15 protein-coding genes are annotated in these 12,883 nt (G+C 62.1%); 7 read left to right on the forward strand and 8 right to left on the reverse strand.

All coding sequences use genetic code 11. The features are described from left to right. A partial coding sequence (locus IVB48_RS06415; RefSeq protein ID WP_247398613.1) for a hypothetical protein occupies positions 1 to 500 on the forward strand: 500 nt, incomplete at its 5' end. Between the two features lie 229 nt (positions 501 to 729). On the opposite strand, the gene IVB48_RS06420 is transcribed toward IVB48_RS06415, so the two are convergent. From IVB48_RS06420 to IVB48_RS06440, 5 genes are all read right to left on the reverse strand, one after another. Continuing rightward, positions 730 to 1,068, reverse strand: a complete 339-nt coding sequence (locus tag IVB48_RS06420) for a hypothetical protein (protein WP_249803189.1) — start codon at positions 1,066 to 1,068, stop codon at positions 730 to 732. Positions 1,069 to 1,130: 62 nt separating this feature from the next. Continuing rightward, positions 1,131 to 1,394 (reverse strand): GlsB/YeaQ/YmgE family stress response membrane protein, encoded by a 264-nt coding sequence (locus IVB48_RS06425; RefSeq protein ID WP_027568307.1) that lies wholly within the window; start codon positions 1,392 to 1,394, stop codon positions 1,131 to 1,133. Between the two features lie 25 nt (positions 1,395 to 1,419). Beyond that, on the reverse strand, positions 1,420 to 1,878 hold the full coding sequence (locus IVB48_RS06430) for a YidB family protein (protein WP_231190556.1): 459 nt from the start codon (positions 1,876 to 1,878) through the stop codon (positions 1,420 to 1,422). Between the two features lie 77 nt (positions 1,879 to 1,955). After that, positions 1,956 to 2,576 (reverse strand): general stress protein, encoded by a 621-nt coding sequence (locus IVB48_RS06435; RefSeq protein WP_247392913.1) that lies wholly within the window; start codon positions 2,574 to 2,576, stop codon positions 1,956 to 1,958. A 35-nt stretch (positions 2,577 to 2,611) separates the two neighbouring features. Then, a complete protein-coding gene (locus IVB48_RS06440; RefSeq protein ID WP_247398616.1) occupies positions 2,612 to 2,932 on the reverse strand; it encodes a PepSY domain-containing protein in 321 nt (106 codons plus the stop codon). A gap of 397 nt (positions 2,933 to 3,329) precedes the next feature. Here IVB48_RS06440 and IVB48_RS06445 point away from each other — a divergent pair, with 397 nt between their 5' ends. Next, the gene (locus tag IVB48_RS06445; RefSeq protein WP_063994485.1) at positions 3,330 to 3,515 is read left to right on the forward strand and encodes a DUF3606 domain-containing protein; all 186 of its coding nucleotides are present in this window, start codon (positions 3,330 to 3,332) and stop codon (positions 3,513 to 3,515) included. 35 nt (positions 3,516 to 3,550) lie between these two features. Here IVB48_RS06445 and IVB48_RS06450 read toward each other — a convergent pair whose 3' ends face one another. Together IVB48_RS06450 and IVB48_RS06455 are read right to left on the reverse strand one after the other, a co-directional pair. After that, a complete protein-coding gene (locus IVB48_RS06450) occupies positions 3,551 to 4,450 on the reverse strand; it encodes a 3'-5' exonuclease (protein WP_247398618.1) in 900 nt (299 codons plus the stop codon). 1,387 nt (positions 4,451 to 5,837) lie between these two features. After that, positions 5,838 to 6,902 (reverse strand): class I SAM-dependent methyltransferase, encoded by a 1,065-nt coding sequence (locus tag IVB48_RS06455; RefSeq protein ID WP_027568301.1) that lies wholly within the window; start codon positions 6,900 to 6,902, stop codon positions 5,838 to 5,840. 179 nt (positions 6,903 to 7,081) lie between these two features. Between IVB48_RS06455 and IVB48_RS06460 the strand changes: the two genes are divergently transcribed. The 3 genes from IVB48_RS06460 to IVB48_RS06470 all read left to right on the forward strand — a co-directional run bounded on the left by IVB48_RS06460 (position 7,082) and on the right by IVB48_RS06470 (position 10,204). Further along, a complete protein-coding gene (locus IVB48_RS06460) occupies positions 7,082 to 7,690 on the forward strand; it encodes a TetR/AcrR family transcriptional regulator (RefSeq protein WP_035961606.1) in 609 nt (202 codons plus the stop codon). A 9-nt stretch (positions 7,691 to 7,699) separates the two neighbouring features. Continuing rightward, positions 7,700 to 9,805, forward strand: coding sequence for an alpha/beta hydrolase (locus tag IVB48_RS06465; protein WP_247398621.1), 2,106 nt, complete (start codon positions 7,700 to 7,702; stop codon positions 9,803 to 9,805). A gap of 183 nt (positions 9,806 to 9,988) precedes the next feature. Continuing rightward, on the forward strand, positions 9,989 to 10,204 hold the full coding sequence (locus IVB48_RS06470; protein WP_027568298.1) for a hypothetical protein: 216 nt from the start codon (positions 9,989 to 9,991) through the stop codon (positions 10,202 to 10,204). A gap of 10 nt (positions 10,205 to 10,214) precedes the next feature. Here the strand turns inward: IVB48_RS06470 and IVB48_RS06475 are convergent, their stop codons facing one another. Beyond that, the gene (locus IVB48_RS06475; protein WP_027568297.1) at positions 10,215 to 10,397 is read right to left on the reverse strand and encodes a hypothetical protein; all 183 of its coding nucleotides are present in this window, start codon (positions 10,395 to 10,397) and stop codon (positions 10,215 to 10,217) included. A gap of 230 nt (positions 10,398 to 10,627) precedes the next feature. Here IVB48_RS06475 and IVB48_RS06480 point away from each other — a divergent pair, with 230 nt between their 5' ends. Both IVB48_RS06480 and IVB48_RS06485 read left to right on the forward strand, forming a co-directional pair. Beyond that, the gene (locus tag IVB48_RS06480; RefSeq protein ID WP_247398624.1) at positions 10,628 to 11,056 is read left to right on the forward strand and encodes a CopG family transcriptional regulator; all 429 of its coding nucleotides are present in this window, start codon (positions 10,628 to 10,630) and stop codon (positions 11,054 to 11,056) included. Between the two features lie 4 nt (positions 11,057 to 11,060). Continuing rightward, a complete protein-coding gene (locus IVB48_RS06485) occupies positions 11,061 to 12,236 on the forward strand; it encodes a PHB depolymerase family esterase (RefSeq protein ID WP_247398627.1) in 1,176 nt (391 codons plus the stop codon). The last annotated feature ends 647 nt before the right edge of the window (positions 12,237 to 12,883 follow it).

Consider the following 12,883-nt stretch of genomic DNA (forward strand, 5'->3'; position numbering starts at 1 on the left):
CCATTGGCGATACCGGTTATCGCATTGGTGGTGCCGGCGGATCTGCCGGTGGAAGCGCTGGCGGTGCGTCGTCGTCTCCAGGTGCAGGGGGTTCGACTGCAGGGGGTTCGACTGCAGCATCTCCGTCCGCTACAGGAGCCGCAGGCGCTGCGAACTCGGGCGGAACGGCAAGCCCGTCGGCTACTGCCCCGAATGCAAATACCAATCCAACCACCGGCACCACCAATGCGATAACCGGTATCGCCAATGGTACTCCTACTCCTCAATCAGGGCTCAATCAGGGAGCGGTCAATGGAAACAGCACGAATGCCGCAAGCCCCGGCACCAATGCTGCCGGAACCGCAGCTTCATCCGGAACGCCTGCTGCCAATACCCAAGGGGCCGCCGCGGGCGGCATCGGTCGGCCGACGACCACTGATCAACACGATAGTGACGCCAAGATCGATCAGGAGAACAGCAAAGTCGACCAGACCGTGAAAAAGATATGCAAAAACTGCTAAAGCATCGACGACAGAGGTGATGGGCCACAGAAGCTTCGGCGTCAGGCGCGGCAAAGCGAGGAGGCCCCAGGCCTGTTCGGGTGCATTAAGGGGTCTCAAAAGGGTCAGCTTCCCTCCACTCGCGCGCTCGCACACTAAGCCGGAGCTCAGCCTACCGTCGGCGGTGAAAAGCGATTCGCAAGCAGCAGCAACATTGGTTCGCGACCGCCCGGCTCCGAACGGTCAGACCTCACGTTTTCGGACTTGGCTGCGGCGTAGGTGCGGCTTGAGGAGTTTGAGGAGGTGTTGGATCGCTCTGCTGCTGAGGCGCCGCGGGGTCGCCGCCCGCATGAGGAACGCACGTACCGATATTGCTGAGCAGGCGTTTGGCCTGGAGGTCGCGCACCTTTGAGTATTCGCGTCTTCGCTCGATATTGGCCGCGGCCCATCGGTCCCAGACCTCGAAGGCGTCGGTGTAGTGTTTCCGCATCTGCTCCTCGGCGGCAAGGCAATCGGCGAATTTGTCGAACACCAGGTCGGTGTTGACCGGTGTCATGCCTCCTACCAGGACAACGAGCATCCATTTCATCTTGCCGATCACCTTTCACACCGGGCATTCACCGCTAACGCAAAGAATTCCGTTCACGGTGGTTAGATGGCCCGGCGGCTGCGACCGGCCACAAAAGCGTAGACGAGAAGCACGATGATGGCGCCTACGACCGCCCCCACTAGTCCTGCGCCTTCTCCGGGCCGATACCAGCCGAGAGCCTGACCAAGATAGGTCGCAACGAACGCGCCTACTATTCCCAGGATCGTGGTCAGGATGAAACCCGAGGGCTCGTTGTCGCCAGGCATGATGAACTTCGCGATGACGCCTGCGATGAAACCGATGATGATCGTCCAGATGATGCTCATATCTTTTCTCGAGTCTTGAGGAGTGTTATCCCGCGGATTGCGCCGGAAGGCGTCCGTCCGGCGTGTATTTGTCCACGGCCGTCGGAAGTTCTCGCGACAAGCGGTCGAGGATCTCCTGCTGCGACAGGCCGGTCTGCTGCTCCAGCTTTTGAAGAACATCCGGACCGATAGCCTGCTGGAGTTCGGGCGGGGTGACTTCGCGGTTTGGCCCCTGATTGATCCAGGATTGAGCCGCGTCGCCCTGTCCGTTCTGCTTGAAGTGCTCGAGCAATTCGCCGATCCCGCCATTCAGCAGCGAACCCACGCCACCGCCTCCCACAAGGCCACCAAGATTGCCGAGCATGCCGCTCAGGGAATCCTTGGCACCCGCCGGCTGACCGGAGGTAGCATTGCGAAACATGTCCGCCAGCTTGTCCCTATTTTGGTAACCGGCGATCGCAAGCATACCCAGGAGGGCGGTCATCGATGGCATTCCGCGGCTCATTTTCGGCTCCTGAGTTCGATGATGGGCAATCGTGCGCAAGAAATGGCGGCCCGCCTGGTGTGCGGGCCGCCGGTTATTCATCGCATTCCGGTGCCGTAGAGTTGGCGCTCTCTGCGGACCTCCTCCGCGCCGTAAGGTTTGGCGGAGGGATCGTAGCTCTTCCACCCGGCCTTCTGCCAGGCTGCGCTTCGGTCGCGCAAATTGACGGCGGACTGGTTCAGGATCGCTTCGTATCGCGCGCGGTCCGCATCCGGCACACGAGCCGAAACCAGCGTGCCGCCGCGCCTCACACCTTCGGCGTAGAGTGGTGCTTCCTCGTCGGATACGCCAGCCTGCGTCAACGCCCCGACGACTCCGCCCGTCGCGCCGCCGGCAACGGCGCCGAGCGCGGTGGACGCGAGCCATCCGGCCGCCACTACCGGACCGAGGCCGGGGATAGCCAACAAACCAAGGCCCGCGAGCAAGCCGGCCGCGCCACCAAGACCTGCGCCGAGGCCCGCTCCCGTAGCCGCGCCTTCCGCCCGATCGTCAACCCCATCGCGATCGCGATCGACCTTCTTGTCGGTGCTGTACCAGTTGTCCGAATTGTTCGCGACGATGCTCAAATCCGAATGCGGCACGCCCGCGGCCTCCAGGCTCGTCACCGCGCGCTGCGCATCGGAATAGTTGTCGTAGAGACGTGAAATCGTAATGGTCATCTTGAATCCCTCTAAATCTTCGCTGCTGCGCGAAGTTATTTGGCCGCGTTGACGTTGCCCTGGAAATCCAGGCTCACATTGGATGAGGCGCCGCCTTTACTGGCCTTTCCGCGCCAAACGCCGTTGTCGTCCTTCTTCAGCGATGTGACGTTCGTGTAGCCCGCGTCCTCGATCTTGGATTTGGCCTGGCCCTCGGTGAAGCTGTTGGCGCCTGCAACCGGCTTGCTGGAATTGTTCTGGCCGGAACTGTTGACCGCATTATTGTTGGGCCGATCGGCAGCCGGCGGCTTTTGCGCAAACGACGGGCCGGCGAGTAGCGAGGCCGCCGTCAGCACAAGAAGAAATTTATTGTTCATGTCGTCCTCCAATAGTGGCACGGCACAACAGGTGCTGGTCCGAGAAGTTCCAATTTTTCCCGGTCCGGTCGGCTTGGGTGGAAGGGTCCTCAGGGCAACTACAAGATGGCAGCTGGCGCCGTCGCGTACTGCGCGAGGTCTGCGTCCTCGCCTCATGACGCCGAACAGTGCTGCCTCTTGACGACATCATTCGTTTGGTTCGACTTGGCGCGACCACTCTTGGAAAGCATCGAAGCAGCCGCGACAGGAGGTGCTAGATACACCTGTCGAGTTACGCCGATGCAGGCCGGTCCATCCCGGTTGCCGCCCGCCGTCGCGCTCGGATAGAGGGGCCGTTGCGGAACCTGCGAATCCTTACAACGTTGCACTGCCATTAGATTCGCAGAAGGAGGACTTGATGGCAGCCGCGAAGAAGAAGACTGCGCGAGGACGTAAGCAGGACCGGGCGAGCGTCGCAGGCGGGCAGAAGCACGAAGTCGGCTATGAGGCGAAGAAGACCGGACGGTCCGCGCCCGCGGTCAAGAAGGCGGTCAAGAAAGTCGGCAATTCCCGCAAGCGGGTCGAGAAGCGTCTCGGGCGCTGATGCGCAGGCGGCGGCTTCTTCCCGAGCTGCCGGTCTCAGATCCGGCTGGAGAAGCGCGTGAAAGCGGTCAGCGTCTGCAGCCGCGGCTCCACGTCGCGGAGATAGATCTCTGACCGGAGAAATGCGAGCTCCGCGTCGAGCGCGGACTCGCAGACGTCGACGTACCAGGACTTTGGCCGACCGTCCGTGCCGTCGCTCCAGCGATAGCCGCGCCGCTTCAGCGAATCCTTTAGTTCGAACGGCGACTGTTCGGCCCAGATCCGGATGGTCTTCTGTCGTGCGGTCTCGAGCAGGACGGCGAGCGCGGGCGCGCCGGTCGTTGGTAGGTCGAAGTCCAAGATCTCGAGCAGCGCGTGACAGTCGTCAACCGCGCGGTGCGCCTGGTGGAAATAGCCGGCGCCATTCAGAAGGTAGCCAAGCTTCGCTCCATCGAAGCCCTGCTGCCGCCACTGGACCTCGGTCGCTGAGCATGCCCACGCCTTCCGCTCGAAGACGGGCCAGTAGCGTTCGGAAAACTTCCTATCGAATCCACTGTTATGCGCGATGACCAGGACCACGGAATCGTCGACGAAGGCGTTCACGGCGACCTCGTCGATCCTGTGGCCGGCCACCATTTCGTCGGTGATGCCGGTAAGCGCCGTGATCTCGGCTGGGATCGGCTCGGACGGCTCATTGAAGGCGGAGAACGTGTCCCTGACATCAATGATGCGCCCGTCCGGCGTGTAGCCGAACTTGACCATGCCGAGTTCGATGACTTCGTCCTTGCGGTGGTCGAGGCCGGTGGTTTCGGTATCGAGCAGGATGCCGATCCTCGTTTCCTGTCCGGAGACCGCCATCGACCTCGGACGCGGCACCAGGCGCCGGAGGACCCGGTAGTCACCCGATCGGCCTAACGCCTCGGCCATCGCGGCCAGATCCGCTGCGTTTTGAAACATCTCTTCTCATGGTGAGGCGACCAGGTAGGCCCTGAGCCCCTACAATACGGGGCGAGCCGGTCACGAGATATCTGAAAGACAAGCAATTCACGGGCTTTTCGGGAGTGTCGGTGCAGTTGGATCCCGTCGCGGGAGGCTCGCGCAGGGCCTCGATCGCGAGCGCTCCGGAGGTCCGCGCCTATGAATGGGGGCGGATCGGGGCCGGCATCTCCGGACGGCTAGACAGGATCCCCATATGGCGCCGACCCCGGATTGCTACGGTCCCACCGGTGCGTGATCGTTTACGATCTTCAACTATTTGTATCCATGGATCTCGAGTACGACCCCAAGCGCGACGTCGCGGCGATGAAGCTTGCCGCCGAAGCCAACGGCGCAGAGCGGCAGAGATGGATCACCGCCGCGCTGGCGTGGTCAGAACTCACTCGCCTCCGGGGGGCTGTCGAAGAAGCGTCGCCTAAGCGGCAGCTCGTTGCCGGTGCAAGGCGCAGCGCCTTCCCCTACCCCCTCTCAGGCTGCTAGGCCCTCGTTCAGGCGAAGTGCGATGCCGCACCCGTCTACGACCTCAAATCCTCGCTGGTGAGGCTAAAATCACCGGCAGAGGCCCTCCCGCCAGGCCGCCCGGGTGCGCAGAAACGATTCTGCAATGCGCTTGAGCAGACTGCGACGGCGACCGCTGCGCAACCCGATCGGTCGAAACTTGGCCGACGGCCCCCTGCGGCCCTTCGAGCCGTAGGTCCTTCGCTGCGCGCCGACTTTGCCTCAAGCAGTGGAGCGGGCTCGGCCGGATACGGTTGATGTGGCGGGCCCGCGCGAATGCACGGCCTGCGTGGCTCCGCCCTCAAGCCCCCCAGCCCCCAAAAGACGGGGCCACGCTCATTCTCGCCCCTGCAGAATTTTTCGTTGACCGTAACTTGCGTCCGGCCGGGCGGTTTCGGACAGAATGCTGCTTTCGCTGGGGAGACCTTCCAATATTCCATGCTGAAACCACCGCGTTTTTACGCGCAGTCCTCGACGAGGTGTGCGAGAGCGTGTCACGCAACGAGAGCTCTGCCCGCACCACTCGCGTCCATGATCCTCGAAGCCGCCAGCAGGGCGAGACATCGGTCGACAGGCTGGAGCAGATCGGCGGGAGTGTACTTGCGAGGCCCCGAGAGTGCGGAATTATGTGCTCTGAAGCGGAGCAGCGTGGCGAGAGCCGCCCCGGGCTCTAACTAAGGTGCGTACGCATTAAGCGGCTAGACCTCTGATGTCCGGTTTGCCGTCAGCATCTGCCGAAGAGCGGATCGCCTCAGAGGCCACAGATGGGTCGGAAGCCGACCAACTTAGGAACAGAAAGGACCGACCAAGGAATTGGGGGCGGCGCGCCTGCAAGGTGCCGACCACGTTTTCATGGCCTCGCTTCCAGCACCATATTGAACGGACCCTGGGTGGCGCGACGGACCTGACGGAAGCCACCTTCCTTCAGCACCTCGGTGAGCTTTGCCTCTCCGGCCTGAGCGCCGAGTGCTTCGCGGACTTCTTGGGCCATCGAGGTCGGCACGCAGATCATCGTCGATGCATTATAGTAGAGACGGCTGACCGGATTGCCGACGTTGTCGGCCGGATCATCCGCGGCAATCGGCTCGACGATCATCCAGGAACCACCGGGCTTAAGCATGCTCCGCACATGCCTGGCGCAGCCCCGGGGATCACCCATGTCGTGCAGGCAGTCGAACATGGTGACGAGATCGAAGTCTCGCTCAGCGATATCCTTGGCGCGCGCGGTCACGAAGCGGACGCGGTCGGCGAGACCATGGGCCATGGCGTGTGCGTTCGCCTGCTCGATGGACGGCGCATGGAAGTCGTAGCCGACGAATATGCTCTGCGGGAACGCCTTCGCCATCAGCAAGGTTGAAAAGCCGACCCCGCATCCGATGTCGGCTACCTTAATACCCTCGGAGAGCTTCTTGGGCATGCCGTCCAGCGCTGGTAGCCAAGACTGCACGATGTTGTTGACATAGCCCGGACGAAAGAAGGAGCCAACAGCACAGAACAGGCAGCCCGAGCTTTCACCCCAAGCGACGCCGTTTCCGTTCCTGAATGCGGATTCGACCATCGTTCGCCCTTCCACCATCGCCGCCGCAAGGTCGAAAGCGCCTTCCAAGTAGACGGGACTGTCCTTTACGGCAAAGATCATTGCCTGTTCAGGTGTCAGACTGAACCGCTGGTCTGTCTTGTCGAGGGTGATGTAGCCGTTAGCGGCCTGTGCAAAGGCCCATTCACGGACGCACCTTTCGGTCAGGCCGGTTCGCTGTGCGAGTTCAGAAGCAGTCGCGGGGCCGTCCCGGTGCAATGCGTCGAACAGGCCGAGACGGAAGCCGATCCCAGCCGTCGGCACACTAAAGGCCCCGCCCAAGTCCCCCAGCATCTTTCCGACGAGGGCGCCAAGTCTGTCATTGTCCACTGCGCGCATGACTTAGTCCTTCTCTGGCTTTCGAGCTGAACAAAGGTCAGATATAAATTCGGTCGGTCGGCCGAATTATGTGCTGATGATGCGCGGAGTCAAGTAGGCTGTCTCTTGTTGACTGTGACCACGGGGCGCCCGACATTCGGCCGATCGACCGAACTGTAGTCAAGGAAGGTGGGGACAGAATGCCGCGAAACGGCCGGAAGGCAGACACCAGAACGGTAGTGCTGGAGGCCGCAAAGAGGGTGCTCAGGCAAAAGGGATACGCCAAGCTGTCCACCCGCGATGTTGCTGCGGCGGCTGGTGTCCCACTCAGCCAGATCCATTATCATTTCGGATCCAAACAAGGGATGATGCTGGCGCTGTTCGAGTACCTCAACTCGCAGCTGCTCGACCGCCAGAACGCACTGTTCCGAGATTCCGCCTTAAAGCTGTCCGAGCAGTGGGACCGAGCCTGCGACTATCTCGACGAGGACATAGCCTCGGGATACGTTCGCGTGCTGCAGGAGCTGATGGCTGCCAGCTGGGGTGACGGCCCCGTGGCGAAAGTGGTCCAGGCCGGCATCATGGGCTGGATGAAGCTGATCACAGACCTCGCGCGCCGGGCCGAGCGCGAATTCGGCGGTCTCGGCCCCTTCACGGCCGACGAGGTCGCCGCGTTGGTCGCCCACGCCTTTATCGGCGCGGAGAGCCACTACCTGCTCGGACTGGAAAAGAAAGGCGTTCCTGTCCGGCCGGCTCTTCGGCGCTTTGGTGATCTTATTCGCATCCTGGAGACTGCTCACCGAAAATGAGGTGCTGACATGCGCGCCAAACTTCCGGCTTTCGAAGGAATAGTTGAACGTAACGGTGTGAAGCTTCACTACGAAATCTACGGCAGCGGCGCGGAGACTATCGTCTTCGTGCCCCCGTGGAGCATCGTTCATTCGCGGGTTTACAAAGCGCAATTGCCGTGGTTCAGCGAGCGTTTCCGCTGCGTCACTTATGACAGCCGTGGCAATGGCCGATCCGATCGGCCAGACGACGTGGCGGCATATACGCTGGACAACTACGTCGCAGATGCACTTGCCGTCATGGATGCGGCACGAGTTGGTACTGCCATTCTCGTCGGCCTCTCGCTCGGTGGGATGATCGCATCTGTGATCGCGGCTCACCATGCAGAACGAGTCAAGGCCGCGATCCTGGTCGGCACATCGGCCAGCGTAGGGCCCGCCTATCCTTACATGACGCCGGACCACTTTCAGGCCGAGCGCGCGGAATTCAAGGATTGGGACAAATACAACGGCGCCTACTGGCTCTCGAACTATCAGGATTTCGCGGCTTACTTCGTCGGCTCCATCTTCTCCGAGCCACATTCGACCAAGCAAATTGAGGATGCCGTTGGTTGGGCCAGCGAGACTACGGGGTCCATCCTTGCCAGGACGGTGAACGCGCGGACGATGCCGCCAGCTTTCGATGTGAGCGAGGCCATGTATCGCAAGATCACCTGCCCGGTCTTGATGATCCATGGCAACGACGATCAAATCCAGCCCTATGCCCGGGCACAAATCGTAGCCGGCCTGACAGGTGCGGAGTTAACGACGATCGAGGGAGGAGGCCACAATCCGCTAGGTCGCTTTCCGGCGAAGTGCAACACCCTGATTACAGAATTTCTCCAGCGCCGGCTCGGCCTGGTTGCTCGGCCTAAGCGGACTCCTGCGCGGTCAGGGCCGAAGCGCGTCCTCTACTTGTCCTCCCCTATCGGGCTCGGCCACGCCCGGCGGGACATCGCCATCACGCGGGAGTTGCGTAACGTGCTTCCTGATCTGCAGGTCGACTGGCTGGCACAGGATCCGGTCACCCGGTTGCTCGAAGCGAGTGGCGAGACCGTTCATCCGCTCAGCGGCCGCCTGGCCAGTGAAACCCGTCATATCGAAATGGAATGTGGCGAACATGAGCTGCATGCCTTTCAGGCGATTCGCCGAATGGACGAAGTGCTGATTGCTAACTTCATGACATTTCAGGATGCCGTCGAGGAGTTGCGCTATGACCTCGTGATTGCCGACGAGGCGTGGGACATCGATCACTACTGGCACGAGCATCCCGAACTGAAACGAGCACCGCTGGTGTGGTTCACTGACTTCGTCGGGTTCGTTCCGATGCCATCGGGTGGCGAACACGAGGCATTCCTGACAACCGATTACAATGCCGAAATGATCGAGCATGTCGAACGGCATCCCGGCGTGCGTGATCGCGCGATCTTTGTCGGAAACCCGGACGACGTCATTCCTCGGTCATTTGGGAGGGACCTGCCCGAAATGCCGGACTGGGTGCCCAAGCACTTCGAGTTCGCGGGTTACATTCTCGGTGAACACCCCCAGACATTCGGGCCGCGCGCCGAGCTTCGACGACGGCTCGGCTACCGGGACGGCGAGCGCGTCTGCATCGTCACGGTGGGCGGTTCAGGCGTCGGTGCGCCGCTCATCCGGCGCGTTTTGGAGAGTTATCCGCTGGTACGGTCCAGGATACCGGGATTGCGCATGATCGTGATCGCCGGTCCCCGGATTGATCCGGCGACATTGAACGCTCCGGTCGGCGTTGAAGTTCGATCATTCGTAGCCGACCTGGACCGACATCTCGCAGCCTGCGACCTGGCCATCGTTCAGGGCGGACTTACCACGTGCATGGAGCTGACAGCGGCCGGCACCCCCTTCATCTATTTCCCGCTGCAGAATCATTTCGAGCAGACCTACCATGTGGCATATCGACTTGATCGCTATGGCGCTGGCCGGCGGATGAACTATGCGGACTCAACGCGCGAGATGATTGCTGAAGCGACTATCCGAGCCCTGACCGAGCCGACGTTCTCTAAACCGGTCGAAAGCGGCGGCGCAGCACGCGCGGCGCACATGCTTGCGGAACTGCTCTGATGCCGCGGCCGGCCGCAGTGTCGATTCGTGCTTGAAGCTGCTGTAGGTCAGGCCGAATTACGAGTTCGTGTTGCTGGCCACATGGCGCCGCGACCGCTCCGCGTCGAGCGAGAAATCGACACAGATGCTCGCACCTGCCTTCGGACAATCTGGAACGGATGATCGCCCGCTCGATTGGTCGGTATGACCGAGCGAGTTCTCTACGAAAGCAGCAATGGTGACGTCTGGGCGCTGACGCGAGATCCGCGGACGAATACGCCCGTCGTGAAGCACCAGCCCAACATCAGCTCAGGTGGCCAAGTCACCTATACGGATATCGGCCAATTCCTGCGTAGTGGCGCCGGGGGTCCAGAGCGCCAGCAATTGCTGAAGCTGATCGACACGCTGCTGGAGGACTGAGAGAAGCCGCTCAGGCCGACCATTTGTCCTCCTCACGGCGCGCTTCGTCGTCGTTGATGCGCTCGGCCAGATCGGCAGCGGTTTCATGATCCTCCGTAGTGGCGATGGGCTCGCCATCTTGCTTCTTGATCTTTTGTCCTTCGGCAGTCACCGGAAAATCATCGGGTGCTAATCGCTTCTTGGAAGTGGACATGTGTCTTCCTCCTGTAGCCGCGATGATAGCACGCGCCCAACGAGCCCTCAGTTGATTTCAGTCGGTTAGACCTCACGGCCGGACAAACCTACCCTGGGAAGGTTCGCGAAACGGCAGCGGGATCCCGTCCCGAAAGCGCGGCGGCGGGAGATGTTTGCCTGCCGCCTTGAAATTCTTCCGTGAATTTCCATTTACCATCCAACCGCCATCCATTTGGATGGTCAAAATGGATGTACCCGTTGACCGACAATGTACGCGAACTGCGACCCCGGACCCCGGATACGGAGAAGATCACGATCAACCTGGGCTATGTGGACCTCGGCCAGGTCGATCTCATGGTGCAGGAAGGATTTTATTCGAACCGCACCGATTTCATCCGGACGGCGATCCGCAACCAGCTCGAGCGGCACGCGGAGGTGGTCAAGCAATCGACGGTCCGTAAAAGTCTGGACCTGGGGCTGCGTAACTATGCCCGCGTCGATCTCGAGAGGGCGCGGCGCGACGGCGAGATGCTGCACATCAACGTCCTCGGCTTGGCGACCATCGACCAGGACGTCACGCCTGAGCTGGCACGCGCCACAATTGCCTCGGTCTCGGTGCTCGGAGCCCTTCATGCCAGCCCCGCAGTCAAGGCCGCTCTCGCCGACCGAACGAGGTGAACCGATGCTGAATCCAGACATGGTCCGCGAAGCGACCCGCCTCACACGTGCCGGCCAACTGGTCGAAGCCACTGCACTGCTGCAGCGAATGCTGCGCGGCGATGGCGGCCCCGCAGCGACAAGGGGAAATGCTGTGCCTGTCGAGCGTGCGAGGCTCGAGCCGTCGACACTCGAACTGAAGGCCAATGTCGTCGAGGAGAGGGAGAGCGGGCCGTCCACGCAAGCCAGGCCTGCCAAACGACACAAAGGCCCCGCGCCCTTCGGCGGCATTAAAGATCTTTCCGGTTTCAGCCTGCCAGGTCCGGTCGGGCGCGCTCCACTGTCCAAGGTGGATATTGCACCGGACGGCACAAGGTTCGTCGCTGCCACCTTCAGCAACGCGGCGGGAAGCCGGATGTACAAGCTGTTCATTCCGAGCCGCGCGGAAGGAGGAGCACGTCCCCTCATCGTCATGCTTCACGGCTGCACCCAGTCTCCAGACGATTTCGCCGCCGGCACCCGGATGAATTTTCTGGCGGAGGAGCGGGAATGCTTCGTTGTCTATCCGGAGCAGCCACGCGGAGCCAACCATGCGAAATGCTGGAACTGGTTTCGCACGGGGGACCAGCGGCGGGATGGCGGCGAGCCTTCGCTGATCGCTGGCATCACCCGCCAGATCATGCGGGAGCATCCTATCGATCGCAAGCGCGTCTACGTCGCAGGCCTGTCGGCCGGCGGGGCCGCCGCGGCCATCATGGGCGCGACGTACCCCGACCTATACGCCGCCGTCGGCGTCCACTCCGGCCTAGCCTGCGGGGCTGCCAGCGACCTTCCGTCCGCACTGGCCGCTATGCGGCAGGGCAGCGCTGGACCGATCGAGACGGCTGGCGCGTCGGTGCCGACCATCGTCTTCCATGGCGATCGCGACACCACGGTGCATCCCAGCAATGCTGACCGGATTCTCCGTTGGCCGGGCGAAGATGCGAGCGTGAGGACGAAGATTCTTCGCGGGCGAGTACCTGAGGGACACGCGTATACCCGCGCGATCTTCACCGACGAAGGTGGCTTGGGCACGTCCGAGCACTGGAGCGTCCACGGGGCCGCCCACGCCTGGTCAGGAGGCAGTCCTGCCGGGTCCTACACGGATCCGCGCGGGCCGGACGCGACCAGGGAGATGCTGCGTTTCTTCCTCGAGCATTAGCTGGCAAGCTTCACGCGGAGATAGGGTTGCGACGGAGCGGCCCGCTGTCGAAGGCCTGGTCAGGCCCCGCTCGGTCCGGAGAAGATGGAAGCGAGCGGGGTGCCCGGGACCGGCAGCCGCCGTCAACTGCTCCAGATCGCCCAAGGGCCTCCCTTGGCGTCGTATCGCATGGCGAGACCCAGCAGACGACGTCGGGTGGACGGATTGGCCTTTTCGGCGATGACACGGACCCGCTGCGCGAGGCTTTCATAAAACTCCTGCCCCATCACGCCCCCCGACGCAATCACTGCCTCGAGTCGAGTAACCCGCGGTCTTGGAGTCAAGAAGCGTCGGCAAGCCCATGCAACTCTCCGCAACCGTCTTGAGATCGCGGTGGCGGCGGACGTAGACTGCCATAGCGGGGGAAAACCAGATGCCAGTGTCCGATCCGGTCCGGAAGGCGTGCCCGGCTTGCGGCAGGCCGATGAAGGCTGTGCGCGATGAAATCGGCGACCGGAAGCTGCGGTACGTCTGCACCAGTTGCGCCGATGACCCGCTGCAGGACCCAACGGCCCGCAAGTGGGCGGATAGCCCGCTGCGCCCGCCGGTAAAATAGGAATTTCCCCGCGACCCCGGTGCTCTGGTTACGATACATCGATCGCACCACA

This window comes from Bradyrhizobium sp. 76 (assembly GCF_023073025.1).
In the GTDB taxonomy this organism is placed as follows: domain Bacteria; phylum Pseudomonadota; class Alphaproteobacteria; order Rhizobiales; family Xanthobacteraceae; genus Bradyrhizobium.

What these genes read in the sequence shown, in the direction of transcription:
- IVB48_RS06430 (WP_231190556.1), bottom strand. Translation starts at nt 1,878, where the DNA reads ATGAGCCGCGGAATGCCATCGATGACCGCCCTCCTGGGTATGCTTGCG.
- IVB48_RS06480 (WP_247398624.1), top strand. Translation starts at nt 10,628, where the DNA reads ATGTACCCGTTGACCGACAATGTACGCGAACTGCGACCCCGGACCCCG.
- IVB48_RS06470 (WP_027568298.1), top strand. Translation starts at nt 9,989, where the DNA reads ATGACCGAGCGAGTTCTCTACGAAAGCAGCAATGGTGACGTCTGGGCG.
- IVB48_RS06450 (WP_247398618.1), bottom strand. Translation starts at nt 4,450, where the DNA reads ATGTTTCAAAACGCAGCGGATCTGGCCGCGATGGCCGAGGCGTTAGGC.
- IVB48_RS06465 (WP_247398621.1), top strand. Translation starts at nt 7,700, where the DNA reads ATGCGCGCCAAACTTCCGGCTTTCGAAGGAATAGTTGAACGTAACGGT.
- IVB48_RS06455 (WP_027568301.1), bottom strand. Translation starts at nt 6,902, where the DNA reads ATGCGCGCAGTGGACAATGACAGACTTGGCGCCCTCGTCGGAAAGATG.
- IVB48_RS06460 (WP_035961606.1), top strand. Translation starts at nt 7,082, where the DNA reads ATGCCGCGAAACGGCCGGAAGGCAGACACCAGAACGGTAGTGCTGGAG.
- IVB48_RS06440 (WP_247398616.1), bottom strand. Translation starts at nt 2,932, where the DNA reads ATGAACAATAAATTTCTTCTTGTGCTGACGGCGGCCTCGCTACTCGCC.
- IVB48_RS06425 (WP_027568307.1), bottom strand. Translation starts at nt 1,394, where the DNA reads ATGAGCATCATCTGGACGATCATCATCGGTTTCATCGCAGGCGTCATC.
- IVB48_RS06475 (WP_027568297.1), bottom strand. Translation starts at nt 10,397, where the DNA reads ATGTCCACTTCCAAGAAGCGATTAGCACCCGATGATTTTCCGGTGACT.
- IVB48_RS06435 (WP_247392913.1), bottom strand. Translation starts at nt 2,576, where the DNA reads ATGACCATTACGATTTCACGTCTCTACGACAACTATTCCGATGCGCAG.
- IVB48_RS06420 (WP_249803189.1), bottom strand. Translation starts at nt 1,068, where the DNA reads ATGAAATGGATGCTCGTTGTCCTGGTAGGAGGCATGACACCGGTCAAC.
- IVB48_RS06485 (WP_247398627.1), top strand. Translation starts at nt 11,061, where the DNA reads ATGCTGAATCCAGACATGGTCCGCGAAGCGACCCGCCTCACACGTGCC.
- IVB48_RS06445 (WP_063994485.1), top strand. Translation starts at nt 3,330, where the DNA reads ATGGCAGCCGCGAAGAAGAAGACTGCGCGAGGACGTAAGCAGGACCGG.